Here is an 18253-nt window from a genome sequence, read left to right as displayed (position 1 = left end):
GAGTTCTAATTTATTTAAAACTTTAAAGAATAACCCTTTCCAGTCAATTGTAGTAAGTAGATTGTAGGCTTACATCTTTAGGTATATGATGTCCATTGCTTATCCACCTTTCTATAGATTAAACTTCGGTTCATTTCTGCCGGCGATTTGCATCCTGAGGCCGCCAATAATTCCAAAAAGTCTTCCAAAATATTTTTGTGGTAATTTCTAACTCTTTTCCATTTTTCGGAGACTACCAAACCTCTAACAAATTTTGGGTTGTTTGTGGCTACACCGGTGGGACATTCGTTGGTGTTGCATTTTAGTGCTTGTATGCAGCCTAGGGCCAACATCATACCGCGCGCTGAATTGCATACATCCGCTCCGATACACAATGCTTTGAATATATCGAAGGCCGTAAAAATCTTGGTAGCAGTGATTATTTTGATTTCTTGCTTCAGTTTGTATTTGTTTAGCGTATCAACCACAAAAATCAAGGCATCTTCCCAAGGCATACCTACATAGTTTGAGAAATCTATGGGAGCAGCTCCCGTACCTCCTTCTGCACCATCTACGGTTATGAAATCTGGCTTGATACCTGTTTTGACCATTTCCTCACAGATATCTATAAACTCCTGCTTACTTCCTATGCACAGTTTGAAGCCTATGGGTTTTCCGTTCGATAATTCTCTCAGTTGTTGAATATATTCCAATAATCCTTTCGCATTGTTGAAAGCGGAATGACCGGGCGGGGATAGCACTACGGTATGCGGTTTTACCCCTCTTATCTCTGCAATTTCTTCATCATTTTTAGCAGCGGGCAATACACCACCGTGCCCTGGTTTTGCACCTTGTGAAATTTTGACCTCAATCATCTTCACTTGCTCCCAATTGGCCTTCTCTTTGAACTTGTCCGGATCAAAGTTTCCATCCTCACTTCGGCAGCCAAAATAGCCTGTACCTATTTCCCACACGAGATCCCCACCTTTCAAATGGTACTTGGATATACCGCCTTCGCCGGTATCATGAAAGAATCCTCCGGCTTTAGCACCTAGGTTCAATGCTTCTACGGCATTTTTACTTAAAGCACCAAAACTCATAGCCGAAATATTAAAAAGAGAGGCACTATAGGGTTGTCGGCAATCTTTACCTCCAATCATTACCCGGGGAGAGGTTTCCATTTTTTTGGCTGGGTAGATACTATGCTGCATCCATTTATAATCGTCCTGATTGAGATCCAGCTCAGTACCAAAAGGGTGTGTTTGCCGCTCTTCTTTGGCACGCTCGTAGATATAACTGCGGTGATTGCGATCGATGGGTTTTCCATCGGTGTCAGATTCTACAAAATATTGATGTAATTCAGGGCCAATCATTTCCAATAAGAAACGCATATGGCCCACGACCGGAAAGTTTCGCAAGATGGTATGCTTTTTCTGAAATATATCATAAAAGCCAATGGATACTAGTAAGGCGGCCAAGACCATAAAGCCAGGCAAAGGCCATAAAATTACGCAGATGATGATTCCAAGAATAATCAAGGCAATAAAGCTGAATTTAAGTGCTTCTCTCATTATAGATTATAATTCTCTTAGGTACTTAATATCTTTTTTGGTGGTGTCCACTATTTCGGCAAATTTTCCATTCATCATCAATCTGGACATGGATTTTGCAAAGCCTTTTACCTGATCAAAGGTTATGGTGGGTGGCATGGCCAGTGCATCCGGATCTGTGAAAATGTTAATGATGGCAGGCCCTTTATGCTTGAACCCATTTGAAAGAGCTAATTCGACATCTTTGGATTCCTTGGCCTCCCAAGCTGCAATGCCCATAGATTCGGCAAGCTTCACAAAATCAGGATTTACCATATCGGTCTGCCAATCCATATAGCCTCCAACGCGCATTTCCAGTTTTACCATCCCTAATGTACGGTTGTTGAAAATGATGATTTTTGCGGGTATTTGGTATTGGCTGATGGTCATCAAATCGCCCAAGAGCATCGATATTCCGCCATCTCCACAAAAAGCAATTACCTGACGATCGGAATGTGATAGGCCAGCACCCATGGCCATCGGCATTGCATTGGCCATCGATCCATGATTGAAGGATCCTGTCAGGTAGCGATTTTTGCCCGCTTTTAAGTAGCGTGCCGCCCAGACGGCGCTCATTCCCGTGTCCACTGTAAATATCGCGTCATCATCAGCCAAGCGATCAACAACATGAGCAACATATTCGGGATGGATATTTTTTTCTTTGGATTTGTCTTCAACATAGCTTTCATAGGTGTCTTCAACTTCCTGATGCAAGGCACGCATTTTATCGAGGAATTCGGTATCGTTTTTTTCTTCAATGAGCGGTAATAGCTCTTGCAGGGTCGACTTAATATCTCCACAATAGCCGTAATCAACCTTGGCTCTTCGGCCTAATTTTTCGGGTTTCGTATCTATTTGAATGATGTTACATTTCTCGGGTAGAAACTCACTATACGGAAAGTCCGTACCCAACATCAGCAGCACATCTGCCTGATGCATGGCTTCAAAGCCGGATTTATTTCCCAAAAGCCCGTTTAAGCCAACCGCATAAGGATTGTCTGCACGTTCAAAGAATATTTTACCCCTGAAACTATACCCTAAGGGTGAGTTGAGTTTTTTGGCCAGTTGCATCACTTCTTCCACGGCATGGCGACAACCATGACCACAAAAGAGCACCACTTTTTCATTCGTGTTGATGAGCTTGGCGAGTTCATCAAGATCTTCTTTGCTTGGCATCACTCGTGGTTGTGTATAGAAATTTTTATTGGCAGAGTGTACTGGTTCGATTTCAGCAGAAGCTACATCGCCTGGCAGTCCTAAAACCGCCACTCCTTTTTGACTGATAGCGTGCTGAATGGCAGTTTGCAAACCATTTTGTGCCTGTTCTGGAGTATTGGCCATAAACACGTATTTCGAGCAATCTTGAAAGAGTGCTTCAGGTCTTGTTTCTTGGAAGTTGTCCAGTCCCAGTTTATCCGTATGGACGGTTGAAGCAATGGCTATAACCGGATTTTCAGCTCTATTGGCATCATAAAGACCATTTACGAGGTGCACATGGCCCGGACCACTGCTGCCCATGCAACAACCAATACCATTAAGTTCTGCCTCCATGGAAGCCGCATAAGCTCCCGCTTCCTCATGCCTAACGTGAATCCATTGCAGCCTTCCATCTCTTCGCACAGCATCATTTACCGGATTGAGACTGTCGCCTGTAATGGCATAAATTCTTTTTACACCTGCTGCGACAAGTGTTTCTACTAAATGGTCAGCTACATTTTTTGACATAAGGTTTTTGATTTGATAGTATTAAATCTGTCTCACCCCTAAAAATACGATTACAGATTTCTACTTAGTATTAGATAGGTAATTATGAAATCTTAAAATCCTAAAGATAGGTGTATTCTTTTTTTGGTAGAAAGGTTGATAATATTTTTTGTTGCTCATTTGAAATGATTTAAATAACTAAAGGATTCGTTAAGTAAGAAATCTTTATTTTGGATGCCGTTAATATTCCCAGCTTGTATGAAATGTTTATTGATATACTTCTTTCCCAACGGGATGTGCATTTGAAATTGACAGGTCACCACACTAAATACGTAATCCATATGGCTTCTAAGGGTATTAAAACTTTTGTAATACTGATGTTTTTTATGGTAATCGTCGTGAATGGTCAGACAAGATATGTGGATAATCTGTTTTCTGATGTTAGATTGCGGACCTTTAATTATGCGGATACCCTAAACTTGGATTTCTACGATGCAGCAAATGACAACCTTACCGATAAACCTTTACTGATTTTGGTAAATGGAGGCGGTTTTTCTGCAGGTCAAAGGAATGGTGGTGAGGAAACTAATTTTGGTAAATCGTTTGCGAAAAAGTGTTATGCTGTTGCTTCCATCGATTATCGTTTGTCCAGAAAGGGTAAGTCCTTTGGGTGCGATTGTCCCACGGCCACTAAAATCAATACTTATGTTGAGGCGGTAGATGATTTTTCCAAAGCCATGCATTACTTGGCCACGTACGCCTCTGATTTTAAGACTAATCCTGAAAAAATTATCCTTGTTGGCAGCAGCGCAGGTGCAGAGACCGTTCTTGATTCGATTATTCTTAAATATCATTACCTTTTTAAAAATGTAGTATCTCCAAAGGGCAATATTATCGGTGCTGTAAGCTTTTCCGGTACAACCTTGAATGTGGATTACCTGCCCGAGTATAGTGCTGTGCCCATGCTTTTCTTTCATGGAGAAAAGGATGATGTGGTTCCCTATGCCACAGCGGCACATCGCTCGTGTAAGGAATCGGATGATGGGTATCTTCTGCTGGATGGGCCCTTGGAAATAACCAAAAAATTAAGGGAGTTGCGGGTTTCCTATGAACTTTATACAGACCCTTTGGGAACACACCAGTGGGCAGACCTTGGATACCGGCAAACCGATATTATTTCACAATTTCTCTATTCCGTTGTTTTGGGAAATGAAAAAATCCAAAAGCAGGCAAACATAGCACCCAACTAAAACCATCTAATGATGGAGCAAATCAATAAAGTAATCGAGGACAAGTTATTTTAAAAAGTCATGGAAAAAACAGTTAAGACCCAGGCTGTAATTGTGGGGGCTGGCCCTACAGGTTTAGCATTAGCGTGTCAACTTTTTACGTATGGTGTGGATTTTATCATTATTGAACGTAACCATGAAACTACAAACCTTTCCAAAGCCATGGTAGTACATGCTCGTTCCATGGAGGTATTTGATGAAATTGGACTCGCTGAGACTTTTATTGCCGAAGGGCAGATAACTAAAAGGGTCAATATGATGTCCAATGGAAAAATAGCGGAACGTCTTAAATTGGAAGAATTCGGAAAGGGATTGACGAAATTTCCATATATCCTTACCATAGAACAGAGTAAGACCGAAAAGATAATGGTAGATTTTCTTGAGGGATCTGGTGTGCAAATACTTTGGGGCAATGAGTTTTTGGGTCTTGAAAATCACGAACAACATGTAGCTGTAAAGTATAAAGACCGCAACGGCAAAACAATACATGCCAATGGGGATTATGTCATTGGTTGCGATGGTGCAAGCAGTGCGATAAGGCATCATCTTGAAATTCCATTCATTGGGGACACGGTTAGTAATACGTTTTACGTGGCGGATGTTGAAATGAGTAGTCCAGTAATCAACAGGAAAGAGGGTTACATCAATATGATTCCGGATGGATTCGTACTTATGTTTGGGATGCCCGGAAAAAACCGGTATCGTATTATTGGAGTTTTACCGGATGACGAAGGGGCGGACCATCCTACTTTTGACCTCATAAAAAATACTATTGGCGAACAAATAAAGACAAGCCTCACTATTGAGAAAGAGTATTGGTTCTCTACCTATAAAGTAAATAGTAGAATGGCGACCACTTTTAAAAAGGAGAGATGTTTTCTTCTTGGTGATGCGGCACATATTCATTCACCGGCGGGTGGACAGGGAATGAATACCGGGATACAAGATGCCTATAATTTAGCATGGAAGTTGTCCTATGTATTGTCCGGTAAGGCTTCGGATACTCTTTTGGAAAGCTATGATGAAGAACGTAAAGCAAATGCACGGAACCTGCTAAAAAGCACGGACAAGGCATTTGAATTTATAATGGGCGAGAGCCAATTCATCAATTCTTTAAAGCTTCATGTTTTTCCATATGTAGCAAAAGTGGTGACTGAAACCCACTTAGGAAGAAAAAAGTTCTTCCCGTTTCTCTCTCAATTGGCTATTTCCTATCAGGAGAGTTCTTTGACCATTAAGAGTAGGGTGGGGAAGGTAAAGGCAGGGGATAGAATGCCATTTTTTGAGTTTAAAGATGGGGAAAACATCTATGACAAAATTAACAGAAGTACGTATAAGCTATTGTTTTTTGGGATGGATAATGGACTTTCTCCTTTTGAAAATTCAACCAGTACCTTGATGTTACATATTATTGAAATCCCAAAAATATTTGAGCATGAGTCCAATTTCTTCGTCCATCTTCGACCCGATAATCACATAACTTATCTAGGAAAGGATTTAAATGTAATAAACAAATTATTGTTTGACTAAGCCCGTAGCCATACTCTCTTGATTTTGTATCAATTAAAGAATATATTATTCGCTGATTCTTTAAGGAATTAACGAAGATTCGTCATTTTGATAAAGTAGAAATCAATACCCAAGATGATATCTTGGATTAAGGATAATGTATTTGAAAATTACTTTTTGTTTTTAGGTCAGTGGTAGGCAGCCGTACCAAACGTTATAATTTTTGCCTATAAATGTGCGCCATTTGCTCATATAATTCAGGATGATTTTCTCGTAATAGCTTAGGTTGGTTAAAGAAGTATTCGCTGGCTACGCTTAAGAATTCTACTTGGCTTGTGGCTCCGTAGGGATTAATATCCGAATGATTTTCCCTGATACTGTCTATTTCTTTATGGATTAAATCTAGCCATGGAATTACATATTGTTTTTGAATCAAGCTTTCAGGAACCCCGTCAACGGCGCCATCTGCCTTATCGATCAAATGCACAAATTCATGGATACCTACATTGCTTTTTGAGTTTTCGTTTTCAAAACCTGCATGAAGCGCCGGCAAGGAAAGAATCATTAAACGGTTCATATTGCCCGAACCCACCTTGCCCAAAATATTTCGTTCTTCACCCACAGTTTGGTTGTCCGCATTAAAAGAAGTAGTGTATAGTAATACCTCATTGATATTCCGGTAACGTAATTCCGGAAACCCAAAGAGCGGTATTATGCCACTAGCTGCAACCAATAAGCGGTCTGTGTCATTGATTTCAATTTCTACCCCGGTAATAGTGACATCATCAAAAAATTGAAGGATTTCCTTTTCAAAACGAAGTTTTTCCGAGGACTCCAAATGCCTATAGAAAGCCACTTTATCTCTCAATATTGTTCGCCACTCGTCTTTAAAAGAAAGGATATTCGGTTCCTGTTTTCTGGCCCATAACCTCCATATTATAATAATCAGTAGCAAGGGGAATGGTAAAAATACTATCCAATTGTTCATCACCTAATCACATTTTTTTTCTAAGAGTAATCTGTCGGATTCATTTCAAAGGAAATTAATCCAATTCATAAAGCCTGTAATCGGTATAGAGTTTTATTAAAGCTGCTACCGACCAGGCCTGTTGAATACAACCTTTGCCCTCATGCGGCTCCAATCCGTCAAAGACCTCAGAAATGCAATGAAGTCCCTCATTTTCGTAAAAATGGGTTTTGAGTTCGGTCAGTTCCGTTACGACCCTGTTTCTATTTTTCTTGGTGTTTCTATAGATTCTTAAAAATGCCGTGTAATATTCATGTAGCAAATAGGGCCAAACCGTACCTTGATGATATGCGTGGTCCCTAGACCATTGGTCACCCTCATAATTGGGTATAAATTGTGGGTCTTCGGGATGCAATGTCCGTAGTCCATACGAAGTAAATAAATTAGCCTTAATGGCTTCAAAAATGATTTTTTGCTGAGCTTTATCTAGAATTGTAAACGGTAGACTAAGGACAAACACTTGATTGGGTCTAAAACTGGTATCAACCGAAACATTAGGTATGATTACATCATGGAGTGTACCATCCTGGTTACTAAAATAATGGGCGAAGTTTTCCTCGAACTTAATTCTAATGTCCAACAAATTTTCATCCAAGGATATTTTTAGTTCCTTGCAGAAGGATTCATAGATCTTTAGGGCATTGTACCAAAGTGCATTAACTTCCACCGGACAACCTATACGGGGAGTAACTACCGTGCCTTCAACGATGGCATCCATCCACGTAAGTTGCTCCCCTTCTTGACCACCATATAAAAAACCTTCATCGGTAACGTGGATGTTAAAACGGGTTCCTTTTATATGACAAACCAAAATTTCCTTGAGGTCTTTTATATGTTTTTTGATGAAAGTACAATCATTAAACTTTTTAAAGTATTCATAGGTCGCCACAAAAAGCCAAAGGGTGGCGTCTATATTGTTGTACTCCGGTTTATCTTCCTCATTGTCGGGAAACCGATTTGGGAGCATTCCCCGATCCAGGCTTTTATAAAAAGTAGTTAGAATGGCTTTTGATATTTGTTTTCTGCCCGTGGTTATGGTCAAACCTCGTATTGAGATCATAGTGTCCCTTCCCCAGTCGGTAAACCAATGATAACCGGCGATTATTGATTTACTTTTGGTCGATGTTCGCTCTACCAAAAATTGATTTCCAGCAACTAAGAGGTCTTTATAAAATTCCGATGTGGTACTAGAACTTTTTTTTGTTGCCTTCCGATATTGCTTGTCCCATAATTTCCCAAGGTCCTCCTCGGACAGCTGCTCTTCGGACGAAAAACATATAAAAAGGTGTTCACCGGGCTTAAGTTCCTTTTTTACATAACCAATGCGATAATAATCACACGTATAATCCAACCCTCTATCCCGAGATTTTAATAGTTGAATGTTTTTGTACCAAGTTCTCGCCTCTATAAACTGTCCTTCAGACCATTTGGAAAAAATAGGATGAGCGCCATAGGTAGCATACGTTTTTAAATGGTCGCGATTGAATTCTGTATAAAAATCAAACGCCGGGTCTTCATGAAAAGTAGCGTGGTAATCGCAATAGGCATATAACGGATGTAGTTCTAAAACAAAGGTTTCAGAACCATTATTTTTGTATTTGACAAGTGAGGTGTTTGCACCATCGACCATACAGATACTTTTTTCTATTTTCCAGTTATCGTTGGCATATTGCCAGTAAGGTAAGGGGCTTGCATTAAAATTCTTTAAAAATTGACGGCCGTCTGGGTGTATTACATCTGGATATTGGTTGCAGGAGAGATCAAAATATTCCCCTTGCAACAGCACCCTTTCCTCAATTTTTGCCACTAAGACCTTACGACTGGTAGGTGGTTTAAAAGCGGCCATCAGCAGCCCATGGTAGTGCCGGGTGTTGGCATTGCTCACCGTACTTGAAACGAAACCTCCAAGACCATTGGTCAAGAGCCATTCCCTATCATACCATTCATTCATTTCTCTTCCATTTCGTTGATTAAATTGGCGACAAGCGCCGTCCACCCTGTTTGGTGCGATGCACCTACGCCACGGCCCGTGTCTCCATGAAAGTATTCGTAGAATAAAATCAAGTCTTTAAAATGCTCATCGGCATATTGTGATTGGTGCAATGCATGTACCGGTCTATTTCCGTTGGAATCTTTTTCAAAAATTTTGATAAGCCGCCTTGATAACGCATTGCTTATTTCTTTAAGATCCATTGCATTATTGTTTCCTGTGGGATATTCAAATTTTAGATTGCCCCCACAATAGGAATAATATTCACGTAAGGCCTGTATAAAGAGGTAGTTCATTGGAAACCATATGGGTCCCCTCCAGTTGGAATTGCCTCCAAAAAGACTTGTAGTGGACTCGGCAGGCTCGTAGTCAATACTATATTGAACGTTGTTGATGTCTATAGTATATGGGTTTTCATGTTTTTTAGATAAAGACCTAATGCCGCAGGGCCCTAAAAATTCATTTTCGTCCAACAGGGTCTTTATCAAAATTTGCATTCGTTCGTTGGGGACCAGGCTGAGTAATAGATTATCGTTTTCCCCTATCTCTTGGATGACGGGATATTTAAGGGTATTCATACGATATTTTTTAAACCAATCTACACTTTTTGCAAACTGTGGAAGTTTTTCAAAAACCTCCTTTTTTATACAAAAAACGGCCACCATCGCAAGCATACCCGAAATGGAACGGACTTTGATCGGGGTATATTGACCATTGGGCAATACCAATTTGTCATAGAAAAAACCTTCCTGTTCGTCCCATGTTCCAATAAATTCCTCACTTCTTTTGTTCAATGCTTCAGCAATGAACACGAAATGTCCGAAATACTTTATGGCCATGTCCTCATAAGTAAAGTCTTCCAAAGCCAGATCCAAGCTAATCTTTAACATATTTAGGCAATATAATGCCATCCAAGAAGTACCATCTACTTGCTCCAAATGTCCCCCACCCGGTATTCCATGGCTTCGGTCGAAGACACCGATATTGTCCAGTCCTAAAAAACCTCCTTCAAAGACATTGTTGTCCTTATTATCCAACCTGTTGACCCACCACGTGAAATTTAGGGCCAGTTTATTGAACATTTGTTTTAAAAAGTCGATGTCCCCTTTGCCCGTTTTACTTTTTTCGATTTGGTAAATATTGATAGCTGCCCAAGCTTGAACAGGAGGGTTTACATCGCTAAAATTCCACTCATAAGCAGGAATTTGCCCGTTCGGCGCCATGTACCATTCCTTGGTGAACAAAAGCAACTGTTTTTTTGCAAAGGTGGGGTCAACCAGTGCCAAGCTCGTGCAGTGAAAAGAAGAATCCCAAGCGGCATACCATGGATATTCCCAAGTATCGGGCATAGCCATAACATCATGGTTTCTTAAGGTTTTCCAATTACTGTTTCTTCCGTGTAAACGTTCGGGGGGTGGGGTTGGCTGTTTTGGATCACCGTACAACCAAGGTTCCACTTCATAATTATAATATTGTTTTGACCAGAGTAACGAAGCCAAGGCTTGGCGTTGAATACCATTTATTTCATCACTTACTTGCTTCCCCATAGCTTTATAGAAATCGTTACATTCATTAACACGTTGATCAAAAATAGTTTCGAAATTACTGCTTAAGGGGTCATCTAACGTTTTATCGGTAAGCCTTAGTTTGATAGTAACTGATTCTCCCGCCTTAACATTCAAATTATACAGCGGGGCAAACTTAGTACCTTCCTGTTTTTGGGTGGCCAAGGCACACTTATTATTAATTACCGCATTATGAAACAAGTCTTTTTTAAAAGGGTGGTCGTTTTGGGCGCCAAAGACTTTTTCAAAATTGGTTTCGTTCTCCGTAAATAAAAGCTTAGAGGCCTGATCAAAGTACAGGTTATAGTTCCCAATATGATGATGGTCTATGGAAACATAAGTCTGTTCGTTCCCCATCTGTTTTTTAATTATCGGTTTTAGTGGTCTTTCCTTAAAACTCCAATAATTCCGTATCCATAAAGTAGGGAGTAGGGATAAAGTGGCATCGTCTTTACTTCTGTTGACTACCGTTATTTTTATTAAAATATCCTCGGCATCCGCTTTGGCATACTCCGTAAAAATGTCAAAATATTCGTCGTTTTCAAAAATTCCGGTATCCAATAATTCATACTCTAAATCATTTCGGTTTCTTCTTGCATTCTCCTCAACTATATGTCCATACGGAAATTCGTTTTGAGGGTATTTGTACAAGTGCTTCATGTACGAATGGGTAGGCGTGTTTTCCAGATAATAATAAAGTTCTTTTACGTCTTCACCATGATTCCCCTGATTGCCCGTAAGTCCGAATAAACGCTCTTTTAAAATGGGGTCTTTACCATTCCAAAAGGAAACCCCAAAACAGATATTGCAATATTGATCACAGATGCCGGCAAGGCCATCCTCGCCCCAACGATAAGACCTGCTTCGGGCATGGTCATGGGGAAAATATTCCCAAGCGTTACCTTGGGCACTATAATCCTCACGGACAGTTCCCCACTGGCGCTCGCTTAAATAGGGTCCCCAATGGAGCCAGTTTTTTTGGTGTGCATCTTTTTCTTGAATCCTTTTTTCCTCGGCACCCATTCTTATTTATTCTTAATTGGAACCATATAGATCGGTATATGACTATGTTCCAAAACTTTTTTTGCCACATTGCCCATCAACAACTTTTCCAGTACACTATGGCTATGGGTTCCCATTACGATGATGTTGGCATTCCATTTTTTTGCATAGTCTAAAATAGTATCGGCGGTTTCGCCGTCCTCCGTATGGGTCTCCACTTGTGGGTCTTCTAAATAGCCGGAAATTTTGGTCAAATAGTTATCCGACACTTCCAATAAATCTTTATGAATGTTCATATTTGATCCCATGGAGATGAAATCGTAGCCCATAAATGTTGGGTATTGGGTGTTGTAATATCCAAATTCCATTACCACATGTAGCAAACAAACCTTTGCATTTAAGGTTTTGGCAAGGTCATAACCTGCTTTTACGACTTTTGTAGCATTGGGATGATAATCTACTGCAATAAGTACTTTTTTCATCTTTTATAGTATTAACCATTGGTTGTGAAACCGGGATAACATGTCATGCCGCCATCCACAAAGATTGTGGTTCCATTAACGTATTCAGATTCATCTGAAGCCAACCAGGCTGCGGCACTGCCAATATCCTCCGGTATTCCAATCCTTTTATACGGAATTAATTTATTAAGTTCCTGCAATGCCTCCGGAGTGTCCCATGCGGATTTGTTGATTGGGGTCTTTATGGCCCCGGGTGCTATGCTGTTGCAGCGTACTTTAAGGGGTGCATATTCTTGACAGATACTTTCCATAAGCATTACGATAGCGCCTTTGGTAGCCGCATAATTTGCATGTCCCGCCCAAGGAATTATTTGATGAACCGAACTTGTATGGATGATCTTTCCCAGGGATTTTGAAATAGTTGGACGCATACCTCTTTTCAAGAACTCACGGATAGCTTCCCTAGCACATAAAAACTGCCCCGTAAGGTTCACGTCCAACACCAATTGCCAATCTGCCAAGGACATTTCATGCATTGCCGAATCTTTCTGCAACCCTGCGTTGGGGACGCAGATATCAACTGTGCCAAAATGATCAACGGTCTGTTTGAACATGTGTATTACGTCGTCCTCCTTACTTACATCACATTTAATGGCAATGGCATTTCCCGAGATATCGTTGTGACTGATTTTTTGCGCAATTTCCTCGGCCACTTCGGGGTGTGAAATATAATTGACGACCACGTTGGCGCCATCACGTCCCAAAGCTATGGCAATGGCTTCCCCAATTCCAGAATTGGCTCCCGTGACAATGGCCGTTTGACCGGCCAACCTATTATTTGGTTTTTGCATATTATTCTTTTTAAAGTTTGTTTCTTAAACGGTAATCTTGTGAATCGCATCTTACTTATCCCTGTTTTACTATTGCCGCACAGTATAGAAAGGTGCTATTATCAATGGGGTTTGACCTGTACGGTTAGTTATAATTGAACATGGCCATTCATTATTTGATGTTGATTCCTTTTCAGGGACCTTGTGAATTTAATCTTCAGTCAATCCAATTTAATAACTTTTCTTTTGTAAGACAGAAATCATCTTGTTTAGTATAAAGAGATTTGTTTATCATTTTTTGACGGCTTGTCAAAAACCAAGGTCAACCTAAACGGAATCCACGTGGGTACCAAGGTATTTGAAGGGGGGACAATGAAAAAGTCATTAGTATTCAATGTAAAATCCCCTTCCAATACTATTTTATTGTCTATGTCCCTTCTTTCCATATTGATTTTAATGGAGGAAAACCTTCTCCTAAGCTTCAAATCCCCCTTGATAATAAGTTTGCCATCCCCCTTGTCCATAATGGAATTGCTTGTAAATTCCATGTTGGGATTGTTCCAGCTATTGGCCACCCAAGCAAGATAGCCTGCGTTTTGGCCATTAAAACTATTTAAGGGTACATCAAAGGAAATAGCCTCCAGTGCGTTAGTTTCATCATTGAGTGTGACTTTGCCTATTATTTGATAGTTGTCACCGTTTATTGGGTAAACGGGCCCCATATTTACCTGATAGGATATGTGGGTTTGAATATTATTATTTTGTGCTGCAGCTACATTGAATGTCATTAATAGCCCGGTGACACTAGTTAAAAAGATGGTGGTTAATTTTTCCATTTTCATTTTTTTAAATTAGAAAACTTTATTTTTAGAATCTTCAATAAGAATCAATTTAGGAACGAATATTCATAGCAACGGTCGGGAAATATCATAAAGCCCTATTGGAAATGATCGTTCCATTTTCATCGATTTTGAGAATATGCTCCTTGCCATGTTGAATTTCTACTTTTACCCTGTATATGGCCAGGGGTTGGTTAGGGACTATCATTTTTTCGATATCATTGCCAACCTTAATGGTCTTACCTTTGAATTCCCCCAGAAGTGCCGATCGTACAATGTTGGGCAGTAATCGCACTCTTTCTTTAGCCATCACAAAGGTTCCGTCAGGCGTGAAAATGGAGGCCATTCTTCTTTCATTTTTAATGAAATTAATTTGATATAGGGTCGGTGGCCGGAGGTCTTCTATTACATGGTCTAATGGAACCATATAAATACTTTGGATATCAGATCCGGGTTCTACACCAAAAACTTCCTCTTTTGCGGTATCGGTAAAACCATCAAGATTGTAGTCGGCAAAATAGGTGTCCTCATCCCAGTCAGTATAAAATTGATAATTGCTATTGTCTTGCCAAGAGGATATTTCCTTATTTGGGAATTGTTTGTGGAAAGATCGACTTACCGCTTCTGGAAGTTCTTGTGAAAAAGCAAAAGTGGTAGTCATAATAATGGTGGTAAGCAGTATACTTTTCATACGTATTTATTTACAGGATTTCATATTTCAAATGTAGGGTGATGTGCAAGGTTAGATTGCTACTTTGGTAGCATTGAATTAAAATTTCATTTCGAAAAGTAAGTTCGCTCGTCCCCTAAGTTTTAAAAGTTCAACTATTGGGAATAATGAATCTGGCATTTTTAATAGCACACCAGTGATCATTATTTTTTATATTAAAAAGTTAAGTAGTGTTGTCTTGCGGAAATTTTTTACTTGCAAAAATAATCAGTACAAAAGCTATAATGGCTACTCCTGCTATTATCTTGAACAGAAGAGCAAACGATTGGGTCTTGCTGACAATTCCTAGAAAATTGGTACTTATTCCAGTACCAAATTGCAATGATGCTACCATTAGTCCAGATGCCATCACAGCATTATCCTTAAAGGTTTCTGTCGCCCAACTAACGGACCTAGGAAAGATGGATGACATGAAGAAACCACTTAGGGCCATTGTGGCGATGTTCAATCCGGCACCTTTTATGGATGGTATTAAATAGAGAAGTATCCCCACCACAATTAAAGAAACCATATAAAACCAATTGAGATTTAGCTTTAAGGACACCAAACTGAAAAGTATACGGCCAAAGGCAAGACCGGCCCAGAACAAGGCAAGGCCTAAAGATGCCTGTGCTACGTTTAAACCTTGTGACTTTAAAAAAACGGAGCCGAAGCTTCCAAACGTACCTTCGCAAACACCATATAAAGTTACAATGGCCACAAAGACCCACAATCCCAATGGAACTTTCAAGCCTTTGGGAGAAAGTAAAGCTTTATTCTTTTCAAAACTCAGAAACATTACCAGTACAACAAATAATAAAAGTGCTCCGGCAACCACCAATGGAAGATTAAACCACGAACCACCCTTTTGAACCAATCCCAAAAGTAAAGGAGCACCGGCAGTTCCTAAACCAAGAAAAAAATGAAGAGCGGCCACGGAGGCCACTTTGTTAGTAGGAAACAGGGCAAAAGCAATTGGATTCAGTCCCGTTATTACCATTCCGAAACCCGTACCTAAAAAAGTTGTCCCTACCAGCAAAAGCATCCAAGCCTCTGTCTTTTGTAAAATTAGAAAATGACTAAAATATAATAGGAGCATTGATACTAAAAGTGCATTTGCGCCAAAGAGCAAAATTTTTTTGATACCGAATACTTTAGCCAAAAAGGGTGAGCTTAAGGCAGAAATTATGGCAAATACGGTCTGAGGAATAAAAAGGTTGCCAAACTGACCGCTGCTGAAACCGAATCCCTCGGAACCTGTATCCGTTAAAATAGGACCCACGGAAGGATATAAAATCAGCGCCAACCCAGTGAGCAAACCTCCTAGGTAGACCATAGTTATTTTAGCGTACTTCATTTGTGACAATTGATGACCATTAAAATGCATAATAGCTATTAATGACAATACCTGTCTCAGTTTGGAAGAGTTTGGGTGGGTATATCAAAAATGTAGTTGGTAAAATCCCAAACCTTATCATAAAACCTGGTTTTTTATATAATCCCCAACGCGTAAGGCCATAGCCATGATGGTGAGGGCCGGGTTGACCGCTGAGCTGGAAACGAAAAAGCTTCCATCTACAACAAATAGGTTTTTGATGTCGTGCGACCGACAATGGATGTCCAAAGCGGAGGTCTTAGGATCGTTTCCAAAGCGTACCGTCCCATTTTGATGGGCAACCGCCGCCAAAGGCATGTCTTTTGAAAAGTAAATGCTCTTTGGAAAGTAATGTGAAAATTTTCCGGAATGTTCTAAAGCGAATTTCAGTTTTTCCTTTAATCTTTTATGCCCCTCTAAATTATTGGGGGTATACTCTATTTTAATCTGTTGTTTAACGATTGAAATACGGTTGTTGGGATCGGGCAAGTCTTCGGACGCCATCCAAAAATCAACCGAATGTTTCGCCAAGAGCTCAAAAGTAAATCCAGGAGCGGGAATTGGACTATCGCCACTGATCTGTATTTTATCGGATTTACCCAGCATTTGGATATGGCCCAAAGGAAATTCAAAATCATCGCTCCCATAATAATAATCATTGATTCCGAAGGTCTTTCCGAATTTGGTCTGATTTTCCTCTTTGGAGATGGCCAACATGGCAGAGTTGTTATGGAACATATAATGCCTACCTACAACATCGGAAGAATTTGACAGGCCATTGGGAAATTGAGAATTGGCACTTTTAAGCAAAAGCGCGGCAGAATTAATGGCACCACAGGAAAGGACAATCAAATCGGCCTGTAGCTTCAGAATTCTCCCCTCGCATTCCGCATGTACCTCTTTAATTTCTGAGCCAGATGCATTGGTAAGCAATTTGGTTACCTTGGTCTGGGTCATCAAGGTTACATTTTCATATTCCAGTGCCTTGCGTAATGCATTGACATGGGCATCGGCCTTGTGTTCCGTTGGGTCCGGATAGCCATCAAATCGATCCAATACGAAAGGGGCATTAGCTTTTTTAGCGTTTGTAGGATTAACTCCAATAGGTAAAGGAAAAGGATGAAGTCCGAATTCTTTTAAGTCGGTAATCACTTCTTGAATGCGCGGTTCGTGCGGTAGTGGGCCAAATGGAAAAGGATTTTCTTCAAATGGTTCAGTAGGATCCACCCCTCTTTTCCCGTGAACCGAATACAATTGTTCAGCTTCCAAATAATAAGGTTTCAAATCGGTGTAGGAAATAGGCCATTTGGGGGAGATGCCACCATGGTGCCTTACCTCGTTAAAATCATTCTCCCGCATTCTAAAAAGAGCGGCGCCATAGAGCTTTGTATTTCCACCTACGTTATAATGTTGACCAGGCTGAAAGGGCTTTTCTTTTTTATCCAACCAATTTTCGTTAGTAGTGTATCTATTCTTTACAAACACCTCCTCACTATCCCAATTCTCCTTTTCTACAGGAATATACCCCCCTCTTTCGATTACCAAGATTTTTTTACCGGAATCTGCCAATTTGAGTGCCAGTGTAGCTCCTCCTGCACCTGACCCAACAATGATAATATCATACTGCTCATTCATAATTCAACTATTTGTTTTTAGTATTTTGTAGCAGAGACTACGGAATATCTGCCAGTTCTTTTTAGATAAAAATGCTCTGTGGACAAGTATGCTCTCTGCTTCATTGAAAATCCTTATAATGAATTGGTCTTTAGCCGACCTATTCTATTCCTAGAAAAGGTTTGTTTTCCATGGTTTTTTCTTATCGAGATATATGTATTGAATAGTCCATATAGCGAATACTACTTTGGTAGCACATTAAAATAAATTATTTAAGTGGGAGGAATTGGATCTGGAGCATAAAAAACTACAGTCTTGAGAGGTCACTCGGGGTATTGACAATAATAGCTTTGTGCCCACGTATAGCAATAGGTTCTTTTATAAGTGCTGGGTTCTTTCTCATAATTTTTATCCAACCTTCGTCGTCAAAATTCGCATTTGCATAATGTTTATCATAATGAGGATGTTCTTTGTTTACTAAACCATCTATAGGTAAGCCCAAACGTCCCGCAAGTTCTTCCAATTGTGTCCCGGTAAATTGATTTTTGATGATATCTACATCCCGTAAGGGAAGGCCTTCCCCCTTGGCATAAGCTAAGGTCTTCTGAGAACCCGGATGATTGGGATTATAGAAAAGAACAATTTCCCATTCTGAAGTGGCGATTTCTGGCATGGCATTTAATTTTACAAATTTGTAGATCAAATGTATCTTTTTTAAAAAAGCCGTGTTGCTACTTTGGTAGCAGAACCTATAATTTTGTATGATTTTAA

Annotated in this window: 14 protein-coding genes; 2 read left to right on the top strand and 12 right to left on the bottom strand. The window is 40.0% G+C overall.

Translation table 11 applies throughout. The features are described 5' to 3' along the window. Nucleotides 1–77: 77 nt before the first annotated feature. Nucleotides 78–1550 (bottom strand): FMN-binding glutamate synthase family protein, encoded by a 1473-nt coding sequence (locus F2B13_RS05630; RefSeq protein ID WP_149276299.1) that lies wholly within the window; start codon nucleotides 1548–1550, stop codon nucleotides 78–80. A 6-nt stretch (nucleotides 1551–1556) separates the two neighbouring features. Beyond that, entirely contained in the window at nucleotides 1557–3293 is a 1737-nt protein-coding gene (locus F2B13_RS05625) for a thiamine pyrophosphate-dependent enzyme (protein ID WP_149303544.1), read from the bottom strand. Between the two features lie 242 nt (nucleotides 3294–3535). Between F2B13_RS05625 and F2B13_RS05620 the strand changes: the two genes are divergently transcribed. Both F2B13_RS05620 and F2B13_RS05615 read left to right on the top strand, forming a co-directional pair. Then, a complete protein-coding gene (locus F2B13_RS05620; protein WP_149303542.1) occupies nucleotides 3536–4522 on the top strand; it encodes an alpha/beta hydrolase in 987 nt (328 codons plus the stop codon). A gap of 60 nt (nucleotides 4523–4582) precedes the next feature. After that, nucleotides 4583–6091: an FAD-dependent monooxygenase gene (locus F2B13_RS05615; protein WP_149303540.1), complete on the top strand. Its 1509-nt coding sequence runs from the start codon at nucleotides 4583–4585 to the stop codon at nucleotides 6089–6091. Between the two features lie 193 nt (nucleotides 6092–6284). Here the strand turns inward: F2B13_RS05615 and F2B13_RS05610 are convergent, their stop codons facing one another. The 10 genes from F2B13_RS05610 to F2B13_RS05565 form a co-directional block, all read right to left on the bottom strand. Continuing rightward, a complete protein-coding gene (locus tag F2B13_RS05610) occupies nucleotides 6285–7058 on the bottom strand; it encodes a M90 family metallopeptidase (RefSeq protein ID WP_149276295.1) in 774 nt (257 codons plus the stop codon). 55 nt (nucleotides 7059–7113) lie between these two features. Next, nucleotides 7114–9048, bottom strand: coding sequence for an amylo-alpha-1,6-glucosidase (locus tag F2B13_RS05605; RefSeq protein ID WP_149276294.1), 1935 nt, complete (start codon nucleotides 9046–9048; stop codon nucleotides 7114–7116). Continuing rightward, nucleotides 9045–11675, bottom strand: coding sequence for an MGH1-like glycoside hydrolase domain-containing protein (locus F2B13_RS05600; RefSeq protein ID WP_149303539.1), 2631 nt, complete (start codon nucleotides 11673–11675; stop codon nucleotides 9045–9047). The genes F2B13_RS05605 and F2B13_RS05600 overlap by 4 nt, the downstream gene beginning before the upstream one ends. Nucleotides 11676–11677: 2 nt before the next feature. After that, the gene (locus tag F2B13_RS05595; protein ID WP_149303537.1) at nucleotides 11678–12136 is read right to left on the bottom strand and encodes a universal stress protein; all 459 of its coding nucleotides are present in this window, start codon (nucleotides 12134–12136) and stop codon (nucleotides 11678–11680) included. Between the two features lie 11 nt (nucleotides 12137–12147). Continuing rightward, nucleotides 12148–12966, bottom strand: coding sequence for an SDR family oxidoreductase (locus F2B13_RS05590; protein WP_149303535.1), 819 nt, complete (start codon nucleotides 12964–12966; stop codon nucleotides 12148–12150). Nucleotides 12967–13214: 248 nt separating this feature from the next. Then, a complete protein-coding gene (locus F2B13_RS05585; protein ID WP_149303533.1) occupies nucleotides 13215–13781 on the bottom strand; it encodes a YceI family protein in 567 nt (188 codons plus the stop codon). A 91-nt stretch (nucleotides 13782–13872) separates the two neighbouring features. After that, nucleotides 13873–14475, bottom strand: coding sequence for a hypothetical protein (locus F2B13_RS05580; protein WP_149276289.1), 603 nt, complete (start codon nucleotides 14473–14475; stop codon nucleotides 13873–13875). A 202-nt stretch (nucleotides 14476–14677) separates the two neighbouring features. After that, nucleotides 14678–15850: an MFS transporter gene (locus tag F2B13_RS05575; RefSeq protein WP_149276288.1), complete on the bottom strand. Its 1173-nt coding sequence runs from the start codon at nucleotides 15848–15850 to the stop codon at nucleotides 14678–14680. Between the two features lie 117 nt (nucleotides 15851–15967). Further along, nucleotides 15968–17503, bottom strand: coding sequence for a GMC oxidoreductase (locus tag F2B13_RS05570; RefSeq protein ID WP_149276287.1), 1536 nt, complete (start codon nucleotides 17501–17503; stop codon nucleotides 15968–15970). A gap of 286 nt (nucleotides 17504–17789) precedes the next feature. Continuing rightward, nucleotides 17790–18155, bottom strand: coding sequence for an arsenate reductase family protein (locus F2B13_RS05565; protein ID WP_198440084.1), 366 nt, complete (start codon nucleotides 18153–18155; stop codon nucleotides 17790–17792). Nucleotides 18156–18253 lie beyond the last annotated feature (98 nt).

It is taken from the genome of Pareuzebyella sediminis (genome assembly GCF_008367235.1).
Lineage (GTDB): Bacteria > Bacteroidota > Bacteroidia > Flavobacteriales > Flavobacteriaceae > Pareuzebyella > Pareuzebyella sediminis.
The sequence above is the reverse complement of the archived record's forward strand: the minus strand, read 5'-3'. Positions and strand labels throughout refer to the sequence as shown.

Bases quoted from the DNA above. Each gene is read 5' to 3' on its own strand.
- F2B13_RS05570 (WP_149276287.1), bottom strand. From the start codon at position 17,503: ATGAATGAGCAGTATGATATTATCATTGTTGGGTCAGGTGCAGGAGGA.
- F2B13_RS05600 (WP_149303539.1), bottom strand. From the start codon at position 11,675: ATGGGTGCCGAGGAAAAAAGGATTCAAGAAAAAGATGCACACCAAAAA.
- F2B13_RS05580 (WP_149276289.1), bottom strand. From the start codon at position 14,475: ATGAAAAGTATACTGCTTACCACCATTATTATGACTACCACTTTTGCT.
- F2B13_RS05590 (WP_149303535.1), bottom strand. From the start codon at position 12,966: ATGCAAAAACCAAATAATAGGTTGGCCGGTCAAACGGCCATTGTCACG.
- F2B13_RS05585 (WP_149303533.1), bottom strand. From the start codon at position 13,781: ATGGAAAAATTAACCACCATCTTTTTAACTAGTGTCACCGGGCTATTA.
- F2B13_RS05595 (WP_149303537.1), bottom strand. From the start codon at position 12,136: ATGAAAAAAGTACTTATTGCAGTAGATTATCATCCCAATGCTACAAAA.
- F2B13_RS05610 (WP_149276295.1), bottom strand. From the start codon at position 7,058: ATGAACAATTGGATAGTATTTTTACCATTCCCCTTGCTACTGATTATT.
- F2B13_RS05575 (WP_149276288.1), bottom strand. From the start codon at position 15,850: ATGAAGTACGCTAAAATAACTATGGTCTACCTAGGAGGTTTGCTCACT.
- F2B13_RS05625 (WP_149303544.1), bottom strand. From the start codon at position 3,293: ATGTCAAAAAATGTAGCTGACCATTTAGTAGAAACACTTGTCGCAGCA.
- F2B13_RS05605 (WP_149276294.1), bottom strand. From the start codon at position 9,048: ATGAATGAATGGTATGATAGGGAATGGCTCTTGACCAATGGTCTTGGA.
- F2B13_RS05630 (WP_149276299.1), bottom strand. From the start codon at position 1,550: ATGAGAGAAGCACTTAAATTCAGCTTTATTGCCTTGATTATTCTTGGA.
- F2B13_RS05620 (WP_149303542.1), top strand. From the start codon at position 3,536: ATGTTTATTGATATACTTCTTTCCCAACGGGATGTGCATTTGAAATTG.
- F2B13_RS05565 (WP_198440084.1), bottom strand. From the start codon at position 18,155: ATGCCAGAAATCGCCACTTCAGAATGGGAAATTGTTCTTTTCTATAAT.
- F2B13_RS05615 (WP_149303540.1), top strand. From the start codon at position 4,583: ATGGAAAAAACAGTTAAGACCCAGGCTGTAATTGTGGGGGCTGGCCCT.